Genomic DNA, 19,983 nt, shown 5'->3' with positions numbered 1-19,983 from the left:
TTCAGGGCTTGCGGAACTTGAAGACGAACTGATCGGTCTTGCCGCGGATCGCGGGGTCGAAGACGAGCTTAGTGTGATCGTCGGCCGGGTTGCGCAGCACCGGCGACTCGCCGACAAAGCGGAAGCCCGCGGCCTCGATCTGCGTCTTCACCACCGCGGGATCGATCCGGTGGCGCGTGTTCGTGCCCGTCAGCCCCGTGCCCGGCGCGTCGGCATGATCGATCACCACATAGGTGCCGCCATGCTTCAGCAGCGCGAAGACCGCGGCGTTGAAGGAGCGGATCGCGGGCTCGCCGCCCTCGCCGAACGGGCCGCCATTGGGGATGTCGTGGTAATTCTGCACGGTCCAGAACAGGTCGACGGGCTTGGCCGCGGTCGGCAGGTTCGTCGGCTGCACCGCGGCGGTAACGTTGGCGAGGCCCAGCGCCTGGATCGCCGGCAGCGGCTTGGCGGCATATTTGGCGGCCGCGGCGGGCCAATCGGCATAGACATGGCCCTTGGGGCCGACGATCCCGGCGAAGATGCGCGTCCAATAGCCCTTGCCGGGCAGATAATCGATCACCGCGTCGCCCGGCTTCACCCCCGAAAAGGCGAGCACCGCGGCGGCCTCGCGGCGTGCGTCGTCACCCTGCTGATCCGCGCGTGCGGGATCGGCGAGCGCGGCGGCGATGGCGGACTTGGGGGCCTGGGCATGGGCGGCGGTCGCGACGAGCGCGAAGCCGGCGAGTGCGGCGATGATCTTCATTGGCAGGCTCCTCAGACGTCCAGATTGGCGACGTTCAACGCGTTGTCCTGGATGAACTCGCGGCGCGGCTCGACCACTTCGCCCATCAGCCGCGAGAACACCTCGTCGGCCGCCTGCGTCTCCAGCGCCGTCACACGGAGCATCGTGCGCACCGCGGGGTCGAGCGTGGTTTCCCACAGTTGCTCGGCGTTCATCTCGCCCAGCCCCTTGTAGCGCTGGATCGACAGCCCCTTGCGCCCCGCCGCCAGAATCGCGTCGAGCAGCTGCGTCGGTCGCGCGACCAGCGTCTGCCCTCGCGCCAGCGTGGTGACGTTGCCGTTCTCGTCGGTCGCGGGTTCGTCCTCGGGCGCGACGATCGCCGGCGCGCCGCGCGCGGGCACCAGCTTGGCCGCCTGCGAAAAGCTCTCCGCCTGTTCGGCCGCCAGCGCGTGGAGCTTGCGCCCCTCGGCCGAGGCCATGAAGCTGGCCTCGATGATGTGATGGTCGGTCACGCCGCGCCACAGTCGCTGGAAGTGGATCGAGCCGTCCTCGGTCAACTGGGCGGACCAGCGCGCGGTGCCGCCATCGCCATCGTCGCCCGCGTCGAGCCGCCGGATCGCCTCGGTCACCGCGGCCTGCCGCGCTGTGCGCGTGGCCTGCGGATCGAGCGCGCCGGCCAGCGCCAGCACCTCGATGATCCCGGCATCGTAGCGGCGCGGCACATAGCGCATCAGCGTGCGCATCCGCCGGGCGTGATCCACCAAGTGCTTCAGGTCGGCGCCCGAGCGCGCGCCGGTCGGCGAATCGAGCATCATCGTCGCCACGCCCGCATCGACCAGATACTCGTCAAGCGCGGCATCGTCCTTCAGATACACTTCGGAGCGCCCCCGCGTCGCCTTGTAGAGCGGCGGCTGCGCGATGTAGAGATGGCCGCGCTCGATCAGCTCGGGCATTTGGCGATAGAAGAACGTCAGCAGCAGCGTACGGATATGTGCGCCGTCGACATCGGCGTCCGTCATGATGACGATCTTGTGATAACGAAGCTTGTCCGCGTTGAAATCGTCGCGACCGATCCCCGTGCCCATGGCCTGGATGAGGGTGCCGATCTCCTTGGACGAGATCATCCGGTCGAACCGCGCGCGCTCGGTATTGAGGATCTTGCCGCGCAGCGGCAGGATCGCCTGGAAATGGCGGTTGCGCCCCTGTTTCGCCGATCCGCCCGCCGAATCACCCTCGACGAGGAACAGCTCGGACTTGGCGGGATCGCGCTCCTGACAGTCGGCGAGCTTGCCGGGCAGGCTGGCGATATCCATCGCGCCCTTGCGCCGCGTCAGCTCGCGAGCCTTCTTAGCGGCTTCGCGCGCCGCAGCGGCGTCGATGATCTTGCCGACGATCGCCTTGCCGTAAGCGGGATTTTCCTCGAGCCATTCGGCCAGCTTGTCCGCCATCAGCGATTCCAGCGGCTGGCGCACCTCGGAGCTGACCAGTTTGTCCTTGGTCTGCGAGCTGAACTTGGGGTCGGGCAGCTTGACCGAGACGATCGCGGTCAGCCCCTCGCGCATGTCCTCGCCGGTGAGCGTCACCTTCTCCTTCTTCAACATCCCCGATTTCTCGGCATAGTTGTTGAGCGTGCGCGTCAGCGCGGCGCGAAACGCCGCCAGATGCGTGCCGCCGTCGCGCTGCGGGATGTTGTTGGTGAAGGCGAGGACGTTCTCGTAATAGCTGTCGTTCCATTCCAGCGCGACGTCCATCGTCACGTCGTCGCGCGTGCCGGTGATCGCAATCGGCTCGGCCATCAGCGGCGTCTTGGCGCGATCGAGATATTTGACGAACGCGGCAATCCCGCCCTCGTAATAGAGCTCGATCGTCCGCGGCTCCTCGTGCCGCGCATCGGTGAGGAAAAGCCGCACGCCTGAATTGAGGAAAGCCAGCTCGCGGTAGCGATGCTCGAGCTTCTCAAAATCGAACTCCACGATCTTGAAGGTAGCCGGGCTCGGCAGGAAGGTGACGCGCGTGCCCTTCTGGCCGGGCGCCGCCTTGCCCACCACCTTCAGCGGCGCGACCGCGTCGCCGAACGCGAAGCGCATGTAATGCTCCTCGCCGTCGCGCCAGATCGTGAGATCGAGAAACTCGCTCAGCGCGTTCACCACCGAGACGCCGACGCCATGCAGCCCGCCCGAGACCTTGTACGCGTTGTCGTCGCTGGTGTTCTCGAACTTTCCGCCCGCATGGAGCTGGGTCATGATGACCTCGGCCGCGGAGACGCCCTCCTCGCGGTGGATGCCCGTCGGGATGCCGCGGCCATTGTCGGTGACCGAGACCGAGCCATCGGGATTGAGCTGGATGTCGATCCGGTCGCAATGCCCCGCCAGCGCCTCGTCAATCGCGTTGTCGCTCACCTCGAACACCATGTGGTGGAGGCCCGAGCCGTCGTCGGTGTCGCCGATATACATGCCGGGGCGCTTGCGGACCGCGTCCAGCCCCTTCAGCACCTTGATCGATTCGGCGCCGTATTCGTTCGCATTCTGGGGGGATGTTGCCATGCCCAGCATATAGGCATCGAGGGGCCGAAACGGAAGCGAAATGGCGTTGCCGGCGGCGCGCGCGCCACGCTACCGCACGGCGATGACCGACGCGCCCGCACCCCCGCCCCTGCCCTCCCCCGAACGCCTGCGCGAACTGATGTTCGATGCCGCGCGGATGGGGCGGGACGACGTGATCCCGGCGCTGCTCCACGCCGGTGTGCCCATCGAGATCCGCGACGGCCGCGGCCACACGCCGCTCGTGCTCGCCAGCTATAACGGCCATGCGGACACGACCGCGCTGCTGCTCGATCGTGGCGCCGCGGTCGACGGCGATGCCGATCACCGCGGCAACACCGCGCTGATGGGGGTGGCGTTCAAGGGCCATCTCGCCATTGCCGCGCTATTGATCGCGCGCGGTGCCGACGTGAACCGGCGCAACGCCGCCGGGCAGACGGCGCTGATGCTGGCCGGCCTGTTCGACCGCAGCGCGATCATCGACCTGTTGCTGGAGAATGGCGCCGACGCCGCGATGATCGACGGTGACGGCAACACGGTCCGCAGCCTCGCGTTGGCGCAGGGGAACGAAGCGCTCGCCAAGCGCTTCGCCTGATCGGTTCAGCGCGCGAACCCGTCCGCGCGCTGGCCGAGCAGCGTCACCTCGACCCGGCGGTTGAGGCGCATCCCCGCGGGCGTCGCATTGCTGGCGACCGGCTGTGCCTCGCCATGCCCCGCGACCGAGAAGCGCGCGCGTGTCACGCCCATCGCGTCGAAGGCGCTGCGCACGCTCGCGGCGCGGCGTTCGGACAGATCCTGGTTGTGCGCCACGCTGCCGCGCGAATCGGTGAAGCCGTCGATCGCGACGCGCACCCCCGGATTGCCGCGCAGATAGGCGGCGAGCGGGCGCAGCTTCTCCACCGCGCCGGGGCGCAGCACGTCGCTGTCGGTCTGGAACAGCACGTCCTCCTGCAGCGTCAGCATCGCGCCGCGTGGCGTCTGGCGGAAATGATAGTCGCGCATCGCGCCACGATCCCAGCGCGTGTCGGCCTCGACCACCGGGCCACGATCGCGCGCGCGCCAGTCGAACCGGTCGCGCCGCGGGCCGGCCGCCTCGGCAAAGGCCCGGTCGGCTGCGCGCGCCTCGCGCGGATCGATGAAGCCGTCGCCGTTGAAGTCGAAATTGCGCATCACGAACGCGCGCCCGCGCGGATTGTCGCGCAGTTCGGGAAACAGGATGGGCACGCCCGGGCCACGCAGGTCATAGGCGCGCTCGCCGGGGCGCCAGTCCCAGCGATCCTGCGCGGCGGCGGGCATGGCGCCGGCCACCAGTGCGAACCCGGCCAGGGCGATGGGGATGGTCTTCATGACGGTTGCTCCTCGATCGTGTCGGCCCGTCATGCCCGCATCCGCTTGAACCGACCATGAGCCGGACCGACAGCCAGGGTTCAGCCGCCGAGCACGATCCGCGTGGCGCCGGCGCCGACATCGGCGAACAGAGCCGCCTCGGTGCCGGTCATCCACACCTGCCCGCGTCCCGCGAGCGCAGCAAAGAGCGCGGCGCGGCGGGCGGGATCGAGATGCGCGGCCACCTCGTCGAGCAGCAGCAGGGGCGCGCGCGCCCTCCGTTCGGCGACCAGATCGGCATGGGCGAGTACGATGCCGAGCAGCAGCGCCTTCTGCTCGCCGGTGGAGGCGAGCGCCGCGGCCTGCCCCTTGTCGGCATGCGTGACGATCAGGTCGTCGCGATGCGGGCCGGCCAGCGCCCGCCCCGCCGCCGCGTCGCGGGCGCGGCCTTGGCGCAGCGCGGCGGGCGAGGCATCGCCGCCGGGGCTGTCGAGCGCGATCGCGGCACGCGGAAATCCCACCGCGGCGGCAGCGGCCAGCCGCTCGCCCAGCAACGCCACCGTTTCGCGCCGCGCCTGCGCCAGCACTGCGCCATGCTCGGCCATCTGCGCTTCCAGCGCCGCCAGCCATTCGGGATCGCCCGGTACGTCTTCGGCCAGCAACCGGTTGCGCGCGCGCATCGCGGCATCATAGCGCGCGGCATTCACCGCATGGCCGGGGCGCAAGGCCAGCACCAGCCGATCGAGAAAGCGCCGCCGCCCGCTGGCGGGCTCGACGAACAGCCGGTCCATCGCGGGCGTGAGCCACAACACGCTCAGCCATTCGGGAAGCGCCGTCGCCGCGCTGGCCGCGCCCTGCACGCGCACGATGCGGCGCTCGGGCGCGGTGGCGATCGCGCCCGTCGCCAGCTCGACCGCGCCCTGCGCTGCGTCGAGCACCGCCGCGACGCCGAACCCGCCGCCGCCGCCCTGCCGCGCTATCTCGCCCAATCCGGCGCGCCGCAGGCCCCGGCCGGGCGCCAGCAGCGACACCGCCTCCAACACGTTGGTCTTGCCCGCGCCGTTCGCGCCGGTCAGCACGACGAACCCCGCACCCGGCGACAGCGTCAGCGCGGCATGGTTGCGGAAATCGGTGAGGACGAGGCGCGACAGCATCGCGCCTGCGTCTAGCGCGCTTATCGCGCCGCGTCAGGCCGCGTGCGAAAGCGCCGGCGCGGCCTTCTTGGCCTTTTGCTGGCTCATATAGGATGCCATCGCCGGCCCCAGTTCGCGCTGCGCCGTCTGATAGGCTACCGGCGTGAGGATCCCGAGCCGCGCGCGCGCCGCTTCGAGCGGCTCGTGGAGCAGCGTGAGATAATCTTCGCCGAAGATCCACTTGGCCCTGCGCCCGTGGCGATAGCCTTCCCACACCGCCTTCGCGAACAGGCGGTTGCCCGTCACGCCGATGCTCTTCAGCGCAGCGGCCGAGCCGATCAGCGCCCAGCCGAGGCCGCCCACCTGCGCGAAGCTGAACGCGACGAGGCAGGCCTCGCCCATATTCTCGTCCGCCTTGTAGCCGGTCAGCACATGCCAGATGTCGTGGCAGTCGCGCACCCGGCGCCCCGCCCAGGCATAGGGGTGGCGCATGTCGGGCTCGGGATCGAGCCGGCTGACCGCGACCAGCCCGTCCGCCGAATAGCCGGTCTCGGCCAGCCAGTCGCGATAGGCCGCGCCGACGGTGCCCGGCGCGAAGCTTGCGCGAAACGCGGGGTCGGCGAAACGCTCGGCCAGCTCGACCTGGTCATAGGCGATCCGGCCGCCCTCGGCGGTCGCCAGCAGCCGCGCATAGAGATCGGGCGCGTTGCCGACGTTCAGCGCCCGCATGATGCGGAACACCTGGATCGTGTCGTCGCCGTCGTTGAGCAGCTTGCGGATCGCGTCGATCGCGGTCCGCCAGTCGCGACGGCCGCTGGTGCCGGGAAAGGGAGGAAGCTTCGCCATGGGTCGACTCCTTACTGACATCACTGTCAATAAGCCAGTCACGGCATTTCGTCAAGCCGGCGGGCGCGTCACACCCGCATCGGCATCAGCACATAAAGCGCAGAGGACTTGTCGTTTTCGCGAATCAGCGTGGGCGCGGCGGCGTCGGCCAGATGCACCTCGACCGAATCGCCCTCGATCTGGCCGAGAATGTCCATCAGATAGCGGCTGTTGAACCCGATTTCGAACGGCGCGGAGACATATTCGCCCGGCACCTCTTCGGCGGCGGTGCCGTTTTCGGGGCTCGTCACCGACAGCGTGATCTTGTCGCGATCGAGCGCCATCTTCACCGCGCGCGTCTTTTCGGTGGCGATGGTCGAGACGCGGTCGACGCCTTCCATGAAGCTCGACGGATCGAGCTTCAGGATCTTGTCGTTCCCGGTCGGGATCACGCGCGAATAATCGGGAAAGGTGCCGTCGATCAGCTTCGACGTCAGGACCGCCTGCCCCAGATCGAAGCGGATCTTGGTTGGCGATAGCGACACGCCGACCGAACCGTCCACCTCGTCGAGCAGCTTGCGCAGCTCGCCGACGCATTTGCGCGGCACGATCACGTCGGGCATCGTCTCGGCACCCGAAGGGCGCGGCATCGTCACGCGGGCGAGGCGATGGCCGTCGGTCGCGGCCGCCTTCAGCACCGGGTTGGCGCTTTCGCCGTCCGCGACATGGAGGAAGATGCCGTTCAGATAATAACGCGTTTCCTCGGTCGAGATCGCGAAGCGCGTCTTGTCGATGATCTGCTTCAGCGTCTCGGCCAGCAGTTCGAACTGCGTCGGCAATTCGCCTTCGGCGATCACCGGGAAATCGTCGCGCGGCAGCGTACCGAGCGAGAAGCGTGCGCGGCCCGCCACGATCGTCATCCGCCCGTCCGCGGCGGCGAGCTGCACCTGGCTGCCCTCGGGCAGCTTGCGCGCGATGTCGAACAGCGTGTGTGCGCTCACCGTCGTCGCGCCCGGCTGGTCGACCGCGGCGGCGACCGATTCGTTGATCTGCAGATCAAGATCGGTCGCCATCAGCCGCAGCCGGCCCTCCGCCGTCGCCTCGATCAGCACGTTGGACAGGATGGGGATGGTGTTGCGCCGTTCCACCACGGACTGGACGTGGCTCAGCCCCTTGAGCAGCGTCGCGCGTTCGATCGTCGCCTTCATGATCTTCCCCCGGCCCCGGCCTTGCGGGGCGATCCACGCGCCGACCCTAACCAACAAGGCGGGGGCGGCACAAGCATGATGGCCCTCCTCGGGCGAGTCCGGTAACCGCGCGGTTAACGCTGACGCGCGGCACAACCGAAAATCGGTTGCCTTCGTGCGCACCGCAAGGGAGACCGCTTCATGCGACAGGGACGCGACTTCATTGCCCGCCACGGCGAAACCGTGTTCAACGCGGCGCGCCGGCTGCAGGGCGACGCGCCGCACACACCGCTGACGCGCGCCGGCTTCGCGCAGGCGGATGCGATGGGGCAGGCGTTGCGTGCCATGCTGGGCGCTCGCCCCGCGCTCACGCTCTGGGCCTCGCCCGCCGGCCGCGCGCTGCAGACGCTGGCGGTGATCGCCGAACATCTCGAGCTCGACTGGCACGCCGCCCGGACCGATGTCCGGCTGGCGGAGATCGGCATGGGCTCGTGGGGCGGCCGCTATTACGAGGCCGTGGTGGCAGAGGTGGGGCCGGTGATCGATCCCGCGACCGGGCTGCTGCGCCCCGCGCCCGATGGCGAGGATTATCCGGCGATCGCGCGGCGGCTGGGCGGGTGGCTCGCCGACAGCGATGCGCCGGGCGACCGGCTGATCGTCATGCACGGCATCTCGTCGCGCGTGCTGCGCGGCGTGATGACGGGCGCGGCGAGCGATCCGGCGGTAGGCGTGCCCGTCTCGCCCGGACTGCCGCAGGGATCGATCGCGCTGATCGCGGCCGGCACCGAGACGATCGCGCATCGCGGCACCGGGCATGCGCCGGCATGAAGCGTTGGCCGGCGCGGCTCCTGTTCGCTTCGGCGGTGGGGTTGGCGATGCCGGTGGCGGCGCGCGAGACGATCGGGGCGTATAAGGGCTGGGCCGCGTTTCGCGATGCCGTGCCGGCGCGCTGCTATGCGATCGCGGCGCCGGTCCGCGCCGGCGGCCAGGCGCGCTGGCGGCCGTTCGCGAGCATCGCGACCTGGCCCGGTCGGGGACTCGGCCAATCGCTTCATGTGCGGCTCAGCCACGAGCGGGACCGGGCGTCGGCGGTAACGCTGAGCGTCGGCGAACGGCGGTTCGTGCTCGCCGCCGACCGGATCGATGCCTGGGCGACAGACGCGCCGAGCGACCGTGCGCTCGTCGCCGCCATTCGCTCGGGCCGCAGCATGAGCGTGGAGGCGGTGGGCGTCGGCGGCCGGCCGTTTGCGGACGTCTATGCGCTGGGCGGCGCCGCGACCGCGATCGACGCCGCCGCGATCGCCTGCCGGGCGCGGTGAACCGGCGGAGCCGCGGCCGATCGCTTGAACAAGGCGGTTCACGAGGAGGCGCGGAGATGTCTCGCGCGCGGCGACGCGCTCTTATCTCAAGATCCGACGATGAAGGCCGCAATTGCGGCCAGCACATATTCTCCGCTGCCTCCGCGCCTCCGCGTGCACCCCCTGCCTTTGCACGCCACCGAAGGACGGACCCGCCTAGCCCCCATCCTCGGCGAGCGCCCGCGCGAGCAGGTTGCGGATCGCGGCGAGCGCCTCGCCGATCGGCGGCGCCGAAAACCCGTCCTCGTCGGCCAGCAGCCGCTGCACGCCGCGGATCGTATAACCGCGCGCGTTCAGCAGCGTGTCGATCCGGCGCACCAGCGCCACGTCCGCCGGCCGGTAATAGCGGCGGTTGCCCGCGCGCTGCACCGGGCGAAGCTGTGGAAACCGCGTTTCCCAATAGCGCAGCACATGCGCGGGCAGGCCCGTGTCGCGGGAGAGTTCGCCGATCGTCCGGAACGCGCCTGCGGCCTTCCCGCTCTCGTCCGGTCCGTCTCCGGCCATGTTATCCGGCGGCGGCGATGCGCTCACGCATCATCTGGCTGGCGCGGAAGGTGAGCACGCGCCGCGGTGCGATCGGAACCTCGACGCCCGTCTTGGGATTGCGCCCGACCCGCTCGCCCTTGTCGCGCAGGACGAACGTGCCGAAGCCCGAAATCTTGACGTTTTCGCCACGCGAAAGCGCCGAGCACATCTCGTACAGAATCTGTTCGACTAGCTTGCTCGAATCGGCCCGCGAAAGCCCCACTTCGCGGTACAGCGACTCGGCCAGATCCGCTCTGGTCAACGTACCCGCAACGTCCATTCCACACTCCCCCGGTGACGCATATCGTATACATAACCGCACATTGGCGCAAAGTAATGTATGTTTTCTTGCGTCAGACGCGGACGACGGCGGCCCCCCAGGTGAAACCACCGCCCATGGCCTCAAGCACGACGATCTGTCCCGTTTCGATACGCCCGTCGCGTACCGCGGTGTCGAGCGCGAGCGGCACCGATGCGGCCGAAGTGTTCGCGTGCCGGTCCACGGTGACGACCACACGCTCGGGCGCCAGGCCCAGCTTCTTCGCGGTGGCATCGAGGATGCGGGCATTGGCTTGATGCGGCACCACCCAGTCGACATCGGCGGTCTCGAGACCCGCCAGCGCGAGCGATTCGCCCATCACCGCGGCCAGATTGACGACGGCGTGGCGAAACACCTCGCGCCCCTTCATCCTGAGCTTGCCCACCGTGCCCGTGGTCGAGGGGCCGCCATCGACATAGAGCAGCCCGTTGTGCCGCCCATCAGCATGGAGCTTGGTCGCCAGCACGCCGCGCCCGTCCGCCTCGGCGGTTTCCTGCGCCTCCAGCACGATCGCGCCCGCGCCGTCGCCGAATAGGACGCAGGTGGTGCGGTCCTCCCAATCGAGGATCCGGCTGAACGTCTCGGCGCCGATCACCAGCGCGCGCCGCGCCGTTCTCGCGCGAATCATGCTGTCGGCGACCTGCACCGCATAGAGAAAGCCCGAACAGACCGCCGCTACGTCGAACGCCACGCAATCGTCGATACCCAGCATCGCCTGCACCTTGGTGGCGGTGGCGGGAAAGGTCTGGTCGGGCGTGGCGGTGGCCAGCACGATCAGATCGATATCCTGCGCCAGCACCCCGGCGGCGGCGAGCGCGGCCTTGCTGGCGTCGGCCGCAAGCGTCGCCGTGGTCTCGTCGGGCCCGGCGATATGGCGGAAGCGGATGCCGGTACGCTCGACGATCCATTCGTCGGTCGTGTCGACCTGCTCGGCCAGTTCGGCGTTCGACACGCGGCGGGCGGGCAAGGCCGATCCGGTGCCGACCATCACGCTGCGCAGCACGGCGGGCCGGTTCATGCCGCTTCCTCGAAATTACCCAGATCGTCGGCGATACGCCGAATCAGATCGTTGCGCACCATCTTGGCGGCATTACCCATCGCAGTCGCCACGCCACGCTCGTTGGCGCCGCCATGGCTCTTCACGACGATGCCGCCCAGCCCAAGAAACACCGCGCCGTTGTGATTGTTGGGATCGAGATGATCGCGCAGCAATTCGGTCGCCGGGCGCGAGATCAGGAAGCCGATCTTGGACCGCGCCGAGCTGCTGAACGCACGCTTGAGCAGGTCGCCGACGAATCGTGCGGTGCCTTCGGCGGTCTTCAGCGCGATATTGCCCGAGAAACCGTCGCACACGATCACGTCGACCTCGCCGCGCGACAGCCGGTCGCCCTCGATGAAGCCGTCGAACGTCATCGGGATGTGAGTCGCCGCCTTCAGGCGCGCCGCGGCGTCCTTGATCTCGCCGGTGCCCTTCTGATCCTCGCTGCCGATGTTGAGCAGCGCGACGCGGGGCGAGGCGAGATCGAGCGTAGCGCGCGCATAGGCCGCCCCCATCACCGCAAACTGGACGAGATTGTTGGCGTCGCACTCAGTGTTGGCGCCCAGATCGAGCATCACCACGTCGTTGGCGCCGAGCGTCGGCAGCAGCGCGGCGAGCGCCGGCCGGTCGATCCCCGGCAGCATCCGCAACGACAATTTGGCCATCGCCATCAGCGCGCCGGTATTGCCGCTGGAAACGGCCGCGGCGGCACGCCCCTGCTTTACCAGATCGATCGCGATCCCCATCGAGGTCGTCTTGGCGCGGCGGATCGCCTGGCTCGGCTTGTCGCTCGGGCCGACCACTTCGGGCGCGTGGACGATCTCGCTGCTGCGCGTGAGGTTGGGATGCGCCTTGAGCCCGGCTGCGATCCGCTCCTCGTCGCCGACGAGCAGGAAGCGCATGTCATCGAACCGGCGCCGCGCACGTGCGACCCCGGCGAGCATCACGGCCAGCCCATCGTCTCCACCCATCGCATCGACGGCGATCCAGGCGTTGTCGGACACGGCCGGCGATCCTTTTTCAGTGGAGGGCGTCAGGCCTCGACCGAGACGATCTCGCGGCCATTATAATGGCCGCAGGAGTTGCACAGGTGATGCGGGCGCTTCAGCTCGCCGCAGTTCGGGCATTCCTGGAACGAAGCCACGGTCAGCGAATCATGCCCACGGCGCATGCCGCGCTTGGAGGGCGAAGTCTTTCTTTTGGGGACGGCCATTTCGGCACCTTGTTCTTCGGGATTCGAATACAGGAAGCCCCCGACCCGACGCTTTCGGCAACCGGTGGAGACAACCACCGGCCGCGTGAGTGCCTGTTGGCCGGAGGCTTCGCGAAGCGTGGCGCTATAGCGATTCCCGCCGCCGTTGCAAGCGCGCGGAACCGGTGGCAGGGCGTTCGTACCGTTGAAGGAGTTCGTGCCGCATGATCCTGCCCGTCACCCTGACCATTGCGGCGGCCCTGGCGGTCGTCAACCTGTGGCTCGCGTTCCGGATCGTGCCGACTCGGCTGCGCGACAAGGTGCTGGTGGGCGACAATGGCGATGCGCGGCTGCACGCACGGATGCGCGCGCAGGCCAATCTGGTCGAATATGCGCCGTTCGTGCTGATCCTGCTGGCGCTGATCGAACTGGGCGGAGGATCGCCGATGGGCCTGTGGATCCTGGGGATGGCGTTCGTGATCGCCCGCATCCTGCACGGCTTCGGCATGGACCGGCTGCAATCCAATCCGCTGCGGGCGGGCGGCGCGCTCGCCACCTGGGTGATCCTCGCGGTGCTGGCGGGCTGGGCGCTGGCGATGGCTTATGGCGCGCGCGAAGCCGGATTGCCGGGAACGCTGGTCGTCGCACCGGTGGCGCACGCATGATCCGCCACGCGCTCCTCGCCGCCGCCGCGCTCGTCGCCGCCGCTCCCGTCACCGCGCAGACGATCGCGCCCGAGCGCCTGTCCGCCGACGTGCGCACGCTCGCTTCGGATCCGTTCGAGGGTCGCTCGCCGGGAACGCCGGGCGAGACGAAGACGATCGACTGGCTCGTCACGCAGTTCAAGACGATGGGACTTGAACCCGGCGGCCCGGACGGCGCCTGGACGCAGGCGGTGCCGCTCGTCCACACCCGGATGGGCATGGGCCAGGTGCGCGCAGGCGACGCGCCGCTGGAACAGGGCCGTGACGTCTATCTCAGCACGGTGCGGCCGGTGGACCGCGTCGCCATCGCCGACGCGCCGATGGTATTCGTCGGCTATGGCGTCTCGGCGCCCGAGCGCGGGTGGGACGATTTCAAGGGCGTCGACCTGCACGGCAAGGTGGCGGTGATCCTCGTCAACGACCCCGATTTCGCCGCGGTGACGGGTGACGATTCGTTCGGCCGGTTCGGCGGCCGGCGGATGACCTATTATGGCCGCTGGACGTACAAATATGAGGAAGCCGCACGGCGCGGCGCGATCGGGGCGCTGATCGTCCACGACACCGCGGGCGCGGGCTATGGCTGGAGCACGGTCACCGCGCCGGGCGGCGAGAATTACGATATCGTGCGCGGGGCCGGCGACGTGCCCGTGCTGCTGCAGGGCTGGTTGCAGGAGGATGCGGCGACCAGGCTGCTGGCCGCATCGGGGCTCGATCTCGCGAAGCTGCGGGTGGCGGCGCGGCGCAAGGATTTCCGCCCCGTCCCGCTTCGCCAGCGCTTTTCAGCCACGCTGCCCGTGACGCAGGACCGCGTCGCCAGCCGCAACGTGCTGGCGAAGCTGCCCGGCACGAAGCATCCCGACGAGGTGGTGATGTTCGGCGCGCACTGGGATGCCTACGGCATCGGCAAGCCCGATGCGCAGGGCCGCACCATCCGCCCGGGCGCGAACGACGACGCGCTGGGCGCCGCCGGCGTGCTCGAACTCGCGCGCGCGTTCAAGGCGGGCCCGCCGCCCGCGCGCAGCCTGGTCTTCGCGCTGTGGAGCGGCGAGGAGCGCGGCCTGCTCGGATCGCAGACCTATGCCGAGCATCCCGTCTATCCCGCCGCCAAGACGGTCGCGAACCTGACGCTCGACATCCTCCAGACCGCCGGCCCCTCGCACGACGTGCTGCTGGTGGGGCAAGGGCAGGACAGCCTGGAACCGATGCTGGCCGCGGCCGCGCGGGCGCAGGGCCGCACCGTCACACCCGAGGCGCTGCCCGAGCGCGGGCTGTTCTACCGCGCCGACCATTTCTCGCTGGCGCGCAAGGGCGTGCCGACGCTGCTGCTGATGGCGATCAGCGGCGCGCCCGATCTGGTGGCCGGCGGCCGCACCGCGGGGCAGGCGTGGCTCGACGGCTATATGAAATGCTATCACCAGACCTGCGATGCCTGGAGCCCCGATTGGGACCTGCGCGGCGCGGCGCAGGATGTGGGGCTGTTCTACACGGTGGGACGTGCGCTCGCCGATTCGCGCGACTGGCCGACCTGGAATGCGGGATCGGAGTTCAAGGCGGTGCGCGACGCGAGCGCGGGTGCGCGCCGCTGACCGTCAGCCGGAAAGCACCGCGTCGCCGACGAAGGGATTGCCGGCACGCTCCTGCGCGAAGCTGCTCATCGGGCCGTGGCCGGGGATGAAGGCGGTATCCCCGCCCATCGGCCAGAGCGTCTCGACGATGCTGCGCACCAGCGTAGCGTGGTCGCCCTGCGCCATGTCGGTGCGGCCGACCGAACCCGCGAACAGCACGTCGCCGACCAGCGCCAGCTTCGACGCCGGATGGTGGAACGTCACGCTGCCCGCGGTGTGGCCGGGGGTTTCGTGGACGTCGAGCGACAGGTTGCCGATCGTCACCGTGTCGCCCGTCACCAGCCAGCGACCGGGTTCGAACACCACACCGCGAATGCCGTAATTGCGGCCGTCCTCGTCCAGCCGCGCGAGCCAGAAGCGATCCGCCTCGTGCGGCCCCTCGATCCCCACACCCAGTTCGTCGGCGAGCGGCTTGGCCTCGCCCGCATGATCGATATGGCCATGGGTCAGCAGGATCTTCTCGACGGTGACGCCCGCCTTGGCGATCGCCGCGCGGATCCGGGGCAGATCCCCGCCGGGATCGACCACCGCCGCCTTCATCGTGGCGGTGCACCAGACGATGCTGCAATTCTGCTGGAGCGGGGTGACGGGCACGATCGCCGCGCGAAGGGGGGGCTGGGTCATGCCGCCACCGTCTAGGCACCCGGCGACGTGGCCGCAATCGGCGCTTGCGGCGGGGCGGTGGCGGCTGGCATGCCGGCCAAATGCTTGAAGCGCCTTTCGTACTCCTCGACGATGCCTGGCATGGCGGCGCGCCGGCGCGGCTCTATCGGTCGCCGGTGCGGATCGTCACGGCGGACACACCCGAGGCGGTCGCGCCGGCGCTCGACGCGCTGCGCGCGGGCCAAAGCGCCGGGCTGCACGCGGCGGGCTATCTCACCTACGAGGCAGGCGCGGCGTTCGTGGAGGGCGTCGCGCTGCCGCGGGGCGACGGACCGCTGCTGTGGTTCGGCCTGTTCGACACGTACGAACCGGTGGCGGATGTGGCCGCGCTGCTGCCCGATCCGGCCGGCGCCAGGGCCGGCGCGCCCGCGCCCGACATCGACCGCGCCGCCTATGACGAGCGGATCGTGGAGATACTCGCGCTGATCGCGGCGGGCGACATCTACCAGGCGAACCTCACTTTCGCAGCCACCGTGCCGCATGCGGGCGATCCGCTCGCGCTCTATGCGCGGCTGCGGCGGCAGGCGAAGGCCGGGCATGCCGCGCTGGTCGACACGGGTGCGGTGCGGCTGTTGTCGCTGTCGCCTGAACTGTTCTTCGCGCTGGAAGGCGATGCGCTCACCTGCCGCCCGATGAAGGGCACGCTGCGCCGCGTGGCCGGCGATGACGGCGCCGCCGCGCTCGCCGCCGATCCCAAGCAGTGCGCCGAAAATCTGATGATCGTCGATCTGATGCGCAACGATCTGGCCCGTGTCGCGGTGCCGGGCAGCGTCGCGGTGCCCGAATTGTTCCGCATCGAGAGCTATCCGAGCATCCACCAGATGACCTCGACCGTCACCGCCACGCTCGCGCCCGGTCGCGACGCCTGCGATGCGGTCGCCGCGCTGTTCCCCTGTGGATCGATCACCGGCGCGCCCAAGCGCCGCGCGATGCAGGTGATCGCCACAGTCGAGCAGCGCGCGCGCGGCGCCTATTGCGGATCGATCGGGCGGATCGATGCCGACGGATCGGCGCGGTTCAACGTGGCGATCCGCACGCTGGAATGGCGCGGCGACACGGTCCGGCTGGGCGTCGGCGGGGGGATCGTCGCCGATTCGAACGCCGGGGCCGAATGGGACGAGGCGCTGGCCAAGGCGGCCTTCGTCACCGCGGGCGGGCGCGGGTTCGATTTGATCGAGACGATGGCGTTCGATCCGCTGGCGGGCATCGCCCTGCTCGAGCGCCATGTCGCACGGATGCGCGCCAGCGCCGAGGCGCTGGGCTTCGTCTTCGATCGCCACGCCGCGCGCAACGAGCTTCAGGCGGCGACCTTTCGCCTGCGCCGGTCCGCCCGCGTCCGCCTCCTGCTCGCCGCATCGGGCGCGATCGCCGTGGAGATCGCGCCACTTCCCGTCCCTCCCGATGCGCCGGTTGAGGTGGCCGTCGTGCCGCTGCCCGTCGCGGCCGCCGATATCCGCCTGCGCCACAAGACGAGCGACCGCGGCTTCTACGACGCGGCGCGGATCGCCGCCGGCACGTTCGAGGTGGTGTTCGAAACGGACGGTTTGTTGAGCGAAGGCAGCTTTACGTCGCTCTTCGTGCCGCGCGGCGACAGGCTCGTCACGCCCCCGCTCACCCACGGGCTGTTGCCCGGCGTGCTGCGTGCCGAGCTGATCGCGGCCGGGCGCGCGGTGGAGGGCCAGGTGCGCGCGGCGGATCTGGCGGACGGCTTCTTCGTCGGCAATGCAGTGCGCGGGCTGATCCCCGCCGTGCTGGCGGTTGCGCACTAGGGCCACGCCGGGCATAGGCGACGCGCCTCCAAGGGAAAGGCCCTGCCCATGCACGCTTCCGCCGCGCTCGATCGCATCAGCCCGTCGCCCACGCTCGCGATCACCGCGCGCGTCTTCGAGCTGAAGCGCAAGGGCGTCGACGTGATCGGCCTGGGCGCGGGCGAGCCCGATTTCGATACGCCCGATTTCATCAAGGACGCCGCGATCAAGGCGATCCGCGACGGCAAGACGAAATACACCAATGTCGACGGCACGCCCGAGCTGAAATCGGCGATCGTCGAGAAGTTCGCACGCGACAACCAGCTGATCTACGGCATGAACCAGATCAGCGTGAACGTCGGCGGCAAGCACACGCTGTTCAACGCGATGGTTGCCACGATCGATGCCGGTGACGAGGTGGTGATCCCCGCGCCCTACTGGGTGAGCTATCCGGACGTGGTGCAGTTCGCCGGCGGCGTGCCGGTGATCGTGCCCTGCGGCCCCGAGGCGGCCTACAAGCTGACGCCCGAGGCGCTCGACGCGGCGATCACCCCCAGGACGAAATGGGTGATCCTCAATTCGCCCTCCAACCCGACCGGGGCGGCGTACACGGTCGACGAGCTGAAGGCACTGGGCGAGGTGTTCGCGCGCCACCCCCATGTCTGGGTGTTCGCCGACGACATGTACGAGCACATCACCTATGACGGCTTCCGCTTCGCGACGATCGCCGATGTCTGCCCGGATCTGTACGATCGCACGCTGACGGTGAACGGTTGTTCCAAGGCCTATGCGATGACCGGCTGGCGGATCGGCTTTGCCGGGGGCGCGCCCTGGCTGATCCAGGCGATGGCCAAGCTCCAGTCGCAATCCACATCCAACCCCTGCTCGATCGCGCAGGCCGCCGCCGTCGCCGCGCTCAACGGCGACCAGTCGTTCCTGAAGGAGCGCGCCGCCGCGTTCCAGGTGCGGCGCGATCTGGTCGTCGGCATGCTCAACGCGATCCCCGGCATGCACTGCCCGACGCCGGAAGGCGCGTTCTACGTGTATCCCTCCTTCCCCGAACTGATCGGCAAGACGACGCCGAACGGCCGCACGATCGATAGCGACGAGGCGTTCGTCGGCTATCTGCTCGACGATGCGAAGGTGGCGGCGGTGCAGGGCACGGCGTTCGGGCTCAGTCCCGCGATGCGGATCAGCTATGCCACGTCGGACGCGCTGCTGACCGAGGCATGCACCCGGATCCAGGATGCGTGCGCCGCTCTGCGGTGAACGCATCCGTCATGCTGCCGTCCACCGAGCGTTAATCCAACGTTTCTAGAAACGCGATTGCAGGCGCGGTGCATCGATCCGATGGCTCGCCCGTAGCTTCGGCGTGCGCGGGACCATCCGCGTCCGCCACCCTCGTTAGGACACGGCATGCGCAGCATCGTGAAATCCAGTTTCCTGTGGCAGTTCGCCATCGGCTTCGCGCTCGGCGCGGTGGGGCTCGTCACGTTGGAGCCGACCGATGCGCGCCACGCGCTGGCGGGCCACTTCATTCCCACGTTCCACGGCCAGCGCTGACCGCTTGGTTCGGCGGAAAAGCGCATTATATCATGAACATGACCCGCATCGCCATCGCAGCCCTTGCCACCGTCGCCTTCGGCGCGCTCGCCCTTCAGACCGGCGCGGCGCGCGCTGAACGCGCGGTGCCGATCCCAGTCGCCAAAGCCGACGTGCCGGCCGCTGCGGGACTGCAGACCGCGGTGCTGGCCGGCGGCTGTTTCTGGGGCATGGAGGCGGTGTTCGAGCGGGTGAAGGGCGTACACGCGGTCACCGCGGGCTATGCCGGTGGGAGCGCGGGCACCGCGACCTACGACATGGTCTCCAGCGAAACGACGCGCCATGCCGAGGCGATCCGCATCACCTATGATCCGCGTCAGGTGAGCTATGCCACGCTGCTCCGCGTCTATTTCTCGATCGCGCACGATCCGACCGAGCTGAACCGGCAGGGCCCCGACAGCGGCACCAGCTATCGCTCGGCGATCTTTCCGCAGACGCCCGATCAGGCGCGAGTGGCCCGTGCTTATATCGCGCAGATCGGCGCGGCGCATGCCTATCCCAAGCCGATCGTCACCCGGATCGAGACCGGCGGCTTCTATCCCGCCGAGGCATATCACCAGAATTTCTATGACCGCAACCCGACCTATCCCTATATCGTGATGTGGGACAAGCCGATGGTCGCGGCGTTCAAGGCCGCCTACCCCGCACTCGCTAAATAGGCGGTCGTCGCGCCGGCCGCGATCAGGCCGCGAGCGGAAAGCGCAGCATCCGCGTCTCGACCGGTATCAGCGCCTGCGCCTTCGACCCCACCGCGCGCACGATCGCGGGATGATCCGCGTCGAGCCCGCCGGTCAGCGCGCCGAACGCCGGTAGGATCAGCTTGGTGTCGGTGGCGACGTAGCAGCGCCGCGCCACCGGCTTGCCGCGCACGCGCAGCCGCAGCTTGGGGTGGAAATGCCCCGACATCTCGGGCCGCGGCTCGGCGGGATCCGCCTCGTGGCGCAGCACGATCCCGTCGACGACCGCTTCGTCCACCACCGCTCCGCCGCAGCGATCGACGATCGCCGGATCGTGATTGCCGGTGATCCACGTCCAGCGCATGGCCTGCGTCAGCGTGCGCAGCATCGACCGCGCGCGTTCGGGCAGGCGCGTGCAACCGTCGACGTCGTGGAAACTGTCGCCCAGGCACCAGATCTCGCGCGCGCCGCTCGCCGCCGCCAGCGCCGACAGATCGGCGAGCGTGGCGATCGAATCATAGGGCGGCAGCATCTGCCCGCCGCGCGCGAACCAGCTCGCCTTCTCGAAATGCAGGTCCGCCACCAGCAGCGCGGCACGCGCGGGCCAGAACAGCGCGCCCTGCCCCAGCGCGAGGAAATCATGTCCGCCGAACGAAAAGGGAACCATTGCGCCGCCATGACGCCGTAACCGGCCCGAGGCAAGCCCGCCGACGGGCAGCGATTCCCGTTGCATGCCGTAACAATCGGCGTACAGCGCGCCGTCCGCTCTCGGGGTCCTACCCGCCATGTCTGCCGT

At 69.3% G+C, this 19,983-nt stretch carries 22 protein-coding genes; 9 read left to right on the top strand and 13 right to left on the bottom strand.

Translation table 11 applies throughout. The annotated features are described in order from the left end of the window. Window position 1 precedes the first annotated feature (1 nt). Both OXQ95_RS01425 and gyrB read right to left on the bottom strand, forming a co-directional pair. Entirely contained in the window at window positions 2–745 is a 744-nt protein-coding gene (locus OXQ95_RS01425; RefSeq protein ID WP_267378622.1) for a methyltransferase, read from the bottom strand. 11 nt (window positions 746–756) lie between these two features. After that, on the bottom strand, window positions 757–3,267 hold the full coding sequence (gene gyrB / locus OXQ95_RS01420; protein ID WP_242096488.1) for a DNA topoisomerase (ATP-hydrolyzing) subunit B: 2,511 nt from the start codon (window positions 3,265–3,267) through the stop codon (window positions 757–759). Between the two features lie 40 nt (window positions 3,268–3,307). Between gyrB and OXQ95_RS01415 the strand changes: the two genes are divergently transcribed. After that, on the top strand, window positions 3,308–3,859 hold the full coding sequence (locus tag OXQ95_RS01415) for an ankyrin repeat domain-containing protein (RefSeq protein ID WP_346731935.1): 552 nt from the start codon (window positions 3,308–3,310) through the stop codon (window positions 3,857–3,859). Between the two features lie 5 nt (window positions 3,860–3,864). Here OXQ95_RS01415 and OXQ95_RS01410 read toward each other — a convergent pair whose 3' ends face one another. The 4 genes from OXQ95_RS01410 to dnaN all read right to left on the bottom strand — a co-directional run bounded on the left by OXQ95_RS01410 (window position 3,865) and on the right by dnaN (window position 7,756). Further along, window positions 3,865–4,611: an OmpA family protein gene (locus tag OXQ95_RS01410; protein WP_267378618.1), complete on the bottom strand. Its 747-nt coding sequence runs from the start codon at window positions 4,609–4,611 to the stop codon at window positions 3,865–3,867. An 80-nt stretch (window positions 4,612–4,691) separates the two neighbouring features. Further along, a complete protein-coding gene (recF, locus tag OXQ95_RS01405; RefSeq protein ID WP_267378615.1) occupies window positions 4,692–5,744 on the bottom strand; it encodes a DNA replication/repair protein RecF in 1,053 nt (350 codons plus the stop codon). Between the two features lie 33 nt (window positions 5,745–5,777). After that, complete coding sequence (locus OXQ95_RS01400) at window positions 5,778–6,569, bottom strand: Coq4 family protein (RefSeq protein ID WP_267378612.1); 792 nt, start codon at window positions 6,567–6,569, stop codon at window positions 5,778–5,780. A 68-nt stretch (window positions 6,570–6,637) separates the two neighbouring features. Beyond that, window positions 6,638–7,756, bottom strand: a complete 1,119-nt coding sequence (gene dnaN, locus OXQ95_RS01395; protein ID WP_267378609.1) for a DNA polymerase III subunit beta — start codon at window positions 7,754–7,756, stop codon at window positions 6,638–6,640. Window positions 7,757–7,936: 180 nt separating this feature from the next. Here dnaN and OXQ95_RS01390 point away from each other — a divergent pair, with 180 nt between their 5' ends. Together OXQ95_RS01390 and OXQ95_RS01385 are read left to right on the top strand one after the other, a co-directional pair. Further along, window positions 7,937–8,563 carry a phosphoglycerate mutase family protein gene (locus OXQ95_RS01390; protein ID WP_267378606.1) on the top strand — a complete coding sequence of 209 codons (627 nt, stop codon included), beginning with the start codon at window positions 7,937–7,939 and terminating at the stop codon, window positions 8,561–8,563. Further along, complete coding sequence (locus tag OXQ95_RS01385) at window positions 8,560–9,054, top strand: hypothetical protein (RefSeq protein WP_267378603.1); 495 nt, start codon at window positions 8,560–8,562, stop codon at window positions 9,052–9,054. The genes OXQ95_RS01390 and OXQ95_RS01385 overlap by 4 nt, the downstream gene beginning before the upstream one ends. Window positions 9,055–9,249: 195 nt before the next feature. Here the strand turns inward: OXQ95_RS01385 and OXQ95_RS01380 are convergent, their stop codons facing one another. The 5 genes from OXQ95_RS01380 to rpmF form a co-directional block, all read right to left on the bottom strand. Then, window positions 9,250–9,597 carry a MerR family transcriptional regulator gene (locus OXQ95_RS01380; protein WP_267378600.1) on the bottom strand — a complete coding sequence of 116 codons (348 nt, stop codon included), beginning with the start codon at window positions 9,595–9,597 and terminating at the stop codon, window positions 9,250–9,252. Between the two features lies 1 nt (window position 9,598). Beyond that, entirely contained in the window at window positions 9,599–9,898 is a 300-nt protein-coding gene (locus tag OXQ95_RS01375) for an integration host factor subunit alpha (RefSeq protein WP_242096496.1), read from the bottom strand. 73 nt (window positions 9,899–9,971) lie between these two features. Continuing rightward, complete coding sequence (locus OXQ95_RS01370; RefSeq protein WP_346731936.1) at window positions 9,972–10,940, bottom strand: beta-ketoacyl-ACP synthase III; 969 nt, start codon at window positions 10,938–10,940, stop codon at window positions 9,972–9,974. Window positions 10,941–10,951: 11 nt separating this feature from the next. Beyond that, complete coding sequence (plsX, locus tag OXQ95_RS01365) at window positions 10,952–11,980, bottom strand: phosphate acyltransferase PlsX (protein ID WP_242096497.1); 1,029 nt, start codon at window positions 11,978–11,980, stop codon at window positions 10,952–10,954. A 29-nt stretch (window positions 11,981–12,009) separates the two neighbouring features. Beyond that, window positions 12,010–12,189 carry a 50S ribosomal protein L32 gene (rpmF, locus tag OXQ95_RS01360; protein WP_242096498.1) on the bottom strand — a complete coding sequence of 60 codons (180 nt, stop codon included), beginning with the start codon at window positions 12,187–12,189 and terminating at the stop codon, window positions 12,010–12,012. A 203-nt stretch (window positions 12,190–12,392) separates the two neighbouring features. Between rpmF and OXQ95_RS01355 the strand changes: the two genes are divergently transcribed. Then, on the top strand, window positions 12,393–12,833 hold the full coding sequence (locus OXQ95_RS01355; protein WP_267378596.1) for an MAPEG family protein: 441 nt from the start codon (window positions 12,393–12,395) through the stop codon (window positions 12,831–12,833). Beyond that, complete coding sequence (locus OXQ95_RS01350; protein ID WP_267378593.1) at window positions 12,830–14,458, top strand: M28 family metallopeptidase; 1,629 nt, start codon at window positions 12,830–12,832, stop codon at window positions 14,456–14,458. Before OXQ95_RS01355 ends, OXQ95_RS01350 begins: the two co-directional genes overlap by 4 nt. Window positions 14,459–14,461: 3 nt before the next feature. Here OXQ95_RS01350 and OXQ95_RS01345 read toward each other — a convergent pair whose 3' ends face one another. Beyond that, window positions 14,462–15,121 carry an MBL fold metallo-hydrolase gene (locus OXQ95_RS01345; RefSeq protein ID WP_242096501.1) on the bottom strand — a complete coding sequence of 220 codons (660 nt, stop codon included), beginning with the start codon at window positions 15,119–15,121 and terminating at the stop codon, window positions 14,462–14,464. Window positions 15,122–15,201: 80 nt separating this feature from the next. On the opposite strand from OXQ95_RS01345, the gene pabB reads away from it, so the two are divergent. The 4 genes from pabB to msrA all read left to right on the top strand — a co-directional run bounded on the left by pabB (window position 15,202) and on the right by msrA (window position 19,169). Then, entirely contained in the window at window positions 15,202–16,929 is a 1,728-nt protein-coding gene (gene pabB / locus OXQ95_RS01340) for an aminodeoxychorismate synthase component I (protein ID WP_267378588.1), read from the top strand. 48 nt (window positions 16,930–16,977) lie between these two features. Next, window positions 16,978–18,177 (top strand): pyridoxal phosphate-dependent aminotransferase, encoded by a 1,200-nt coding sequence (locus OXQ95_RS01335; protein ID WP_242096503.1) that lies wholly within the window; start codon window positions 16,978–16,980, stop codon window positions 18,175–18,177. Between the two features lie 147 nt (window positions 18,178–18,324). Continuing rightward, the gene (locus OXQ95_RS01330) at window positions 18,325–18,471 is read left to right on the top strand and encodes a hypothetical protein (protein WP_242096504.1); all 147 of its coding nucleotides are present in this window, start codon (window positions 18,325–18,327) and stop codon (window positions 18,469–18,471) included. A 38-nt stretch (window positions 18,472–18,509) separates the two neighbouring features. After that, window positions 18,510–19,169 carry a peptide-methionine (S)-S-oxide reductase MsrA gene (gene msrA, locus OXQ95_RS01325; protein WP_267379252.1) on the top strand — a complete coding sequence of 220 codons (660 nt, stop codon included), beginning with the start codon at window positions 18,510–18,512 and terminating at the stop codon, window positions 19,167–19,169. 22 nt (window positions 19,170–19,191) lie between these two features. On the opposite strand, the gene pdeM is transcribed toward msrA, so the two are convergent. Then, complete coding sequence (gene pdeM, locus OXQ95_RS01320) at window positions 19,192–19,854, bottom strand: ligase-associated DNA damage response endonuclease PdeM (protein WP_267379249.1); 663 nt, start codon at window positions 19,852–19,854, stop codon at window positions 19,192–19,194. Window positions 19,855–19,983 lie beyond the last annotated feature (129 nt).

This window comes from Sphingomonas sp. GC_Shp_6, assembly GCF_026540835.1.
GTDB lineage: Bacteria > Pseudomonadota > Alphaproteobacteria > Sphingomonadales > Sphingomonadaceae > Sphingomonas.
Note: the sequence above shows the minus strand (reverse complement) of the source record. Positions and strands in the feature narration are given on the sequence as shown.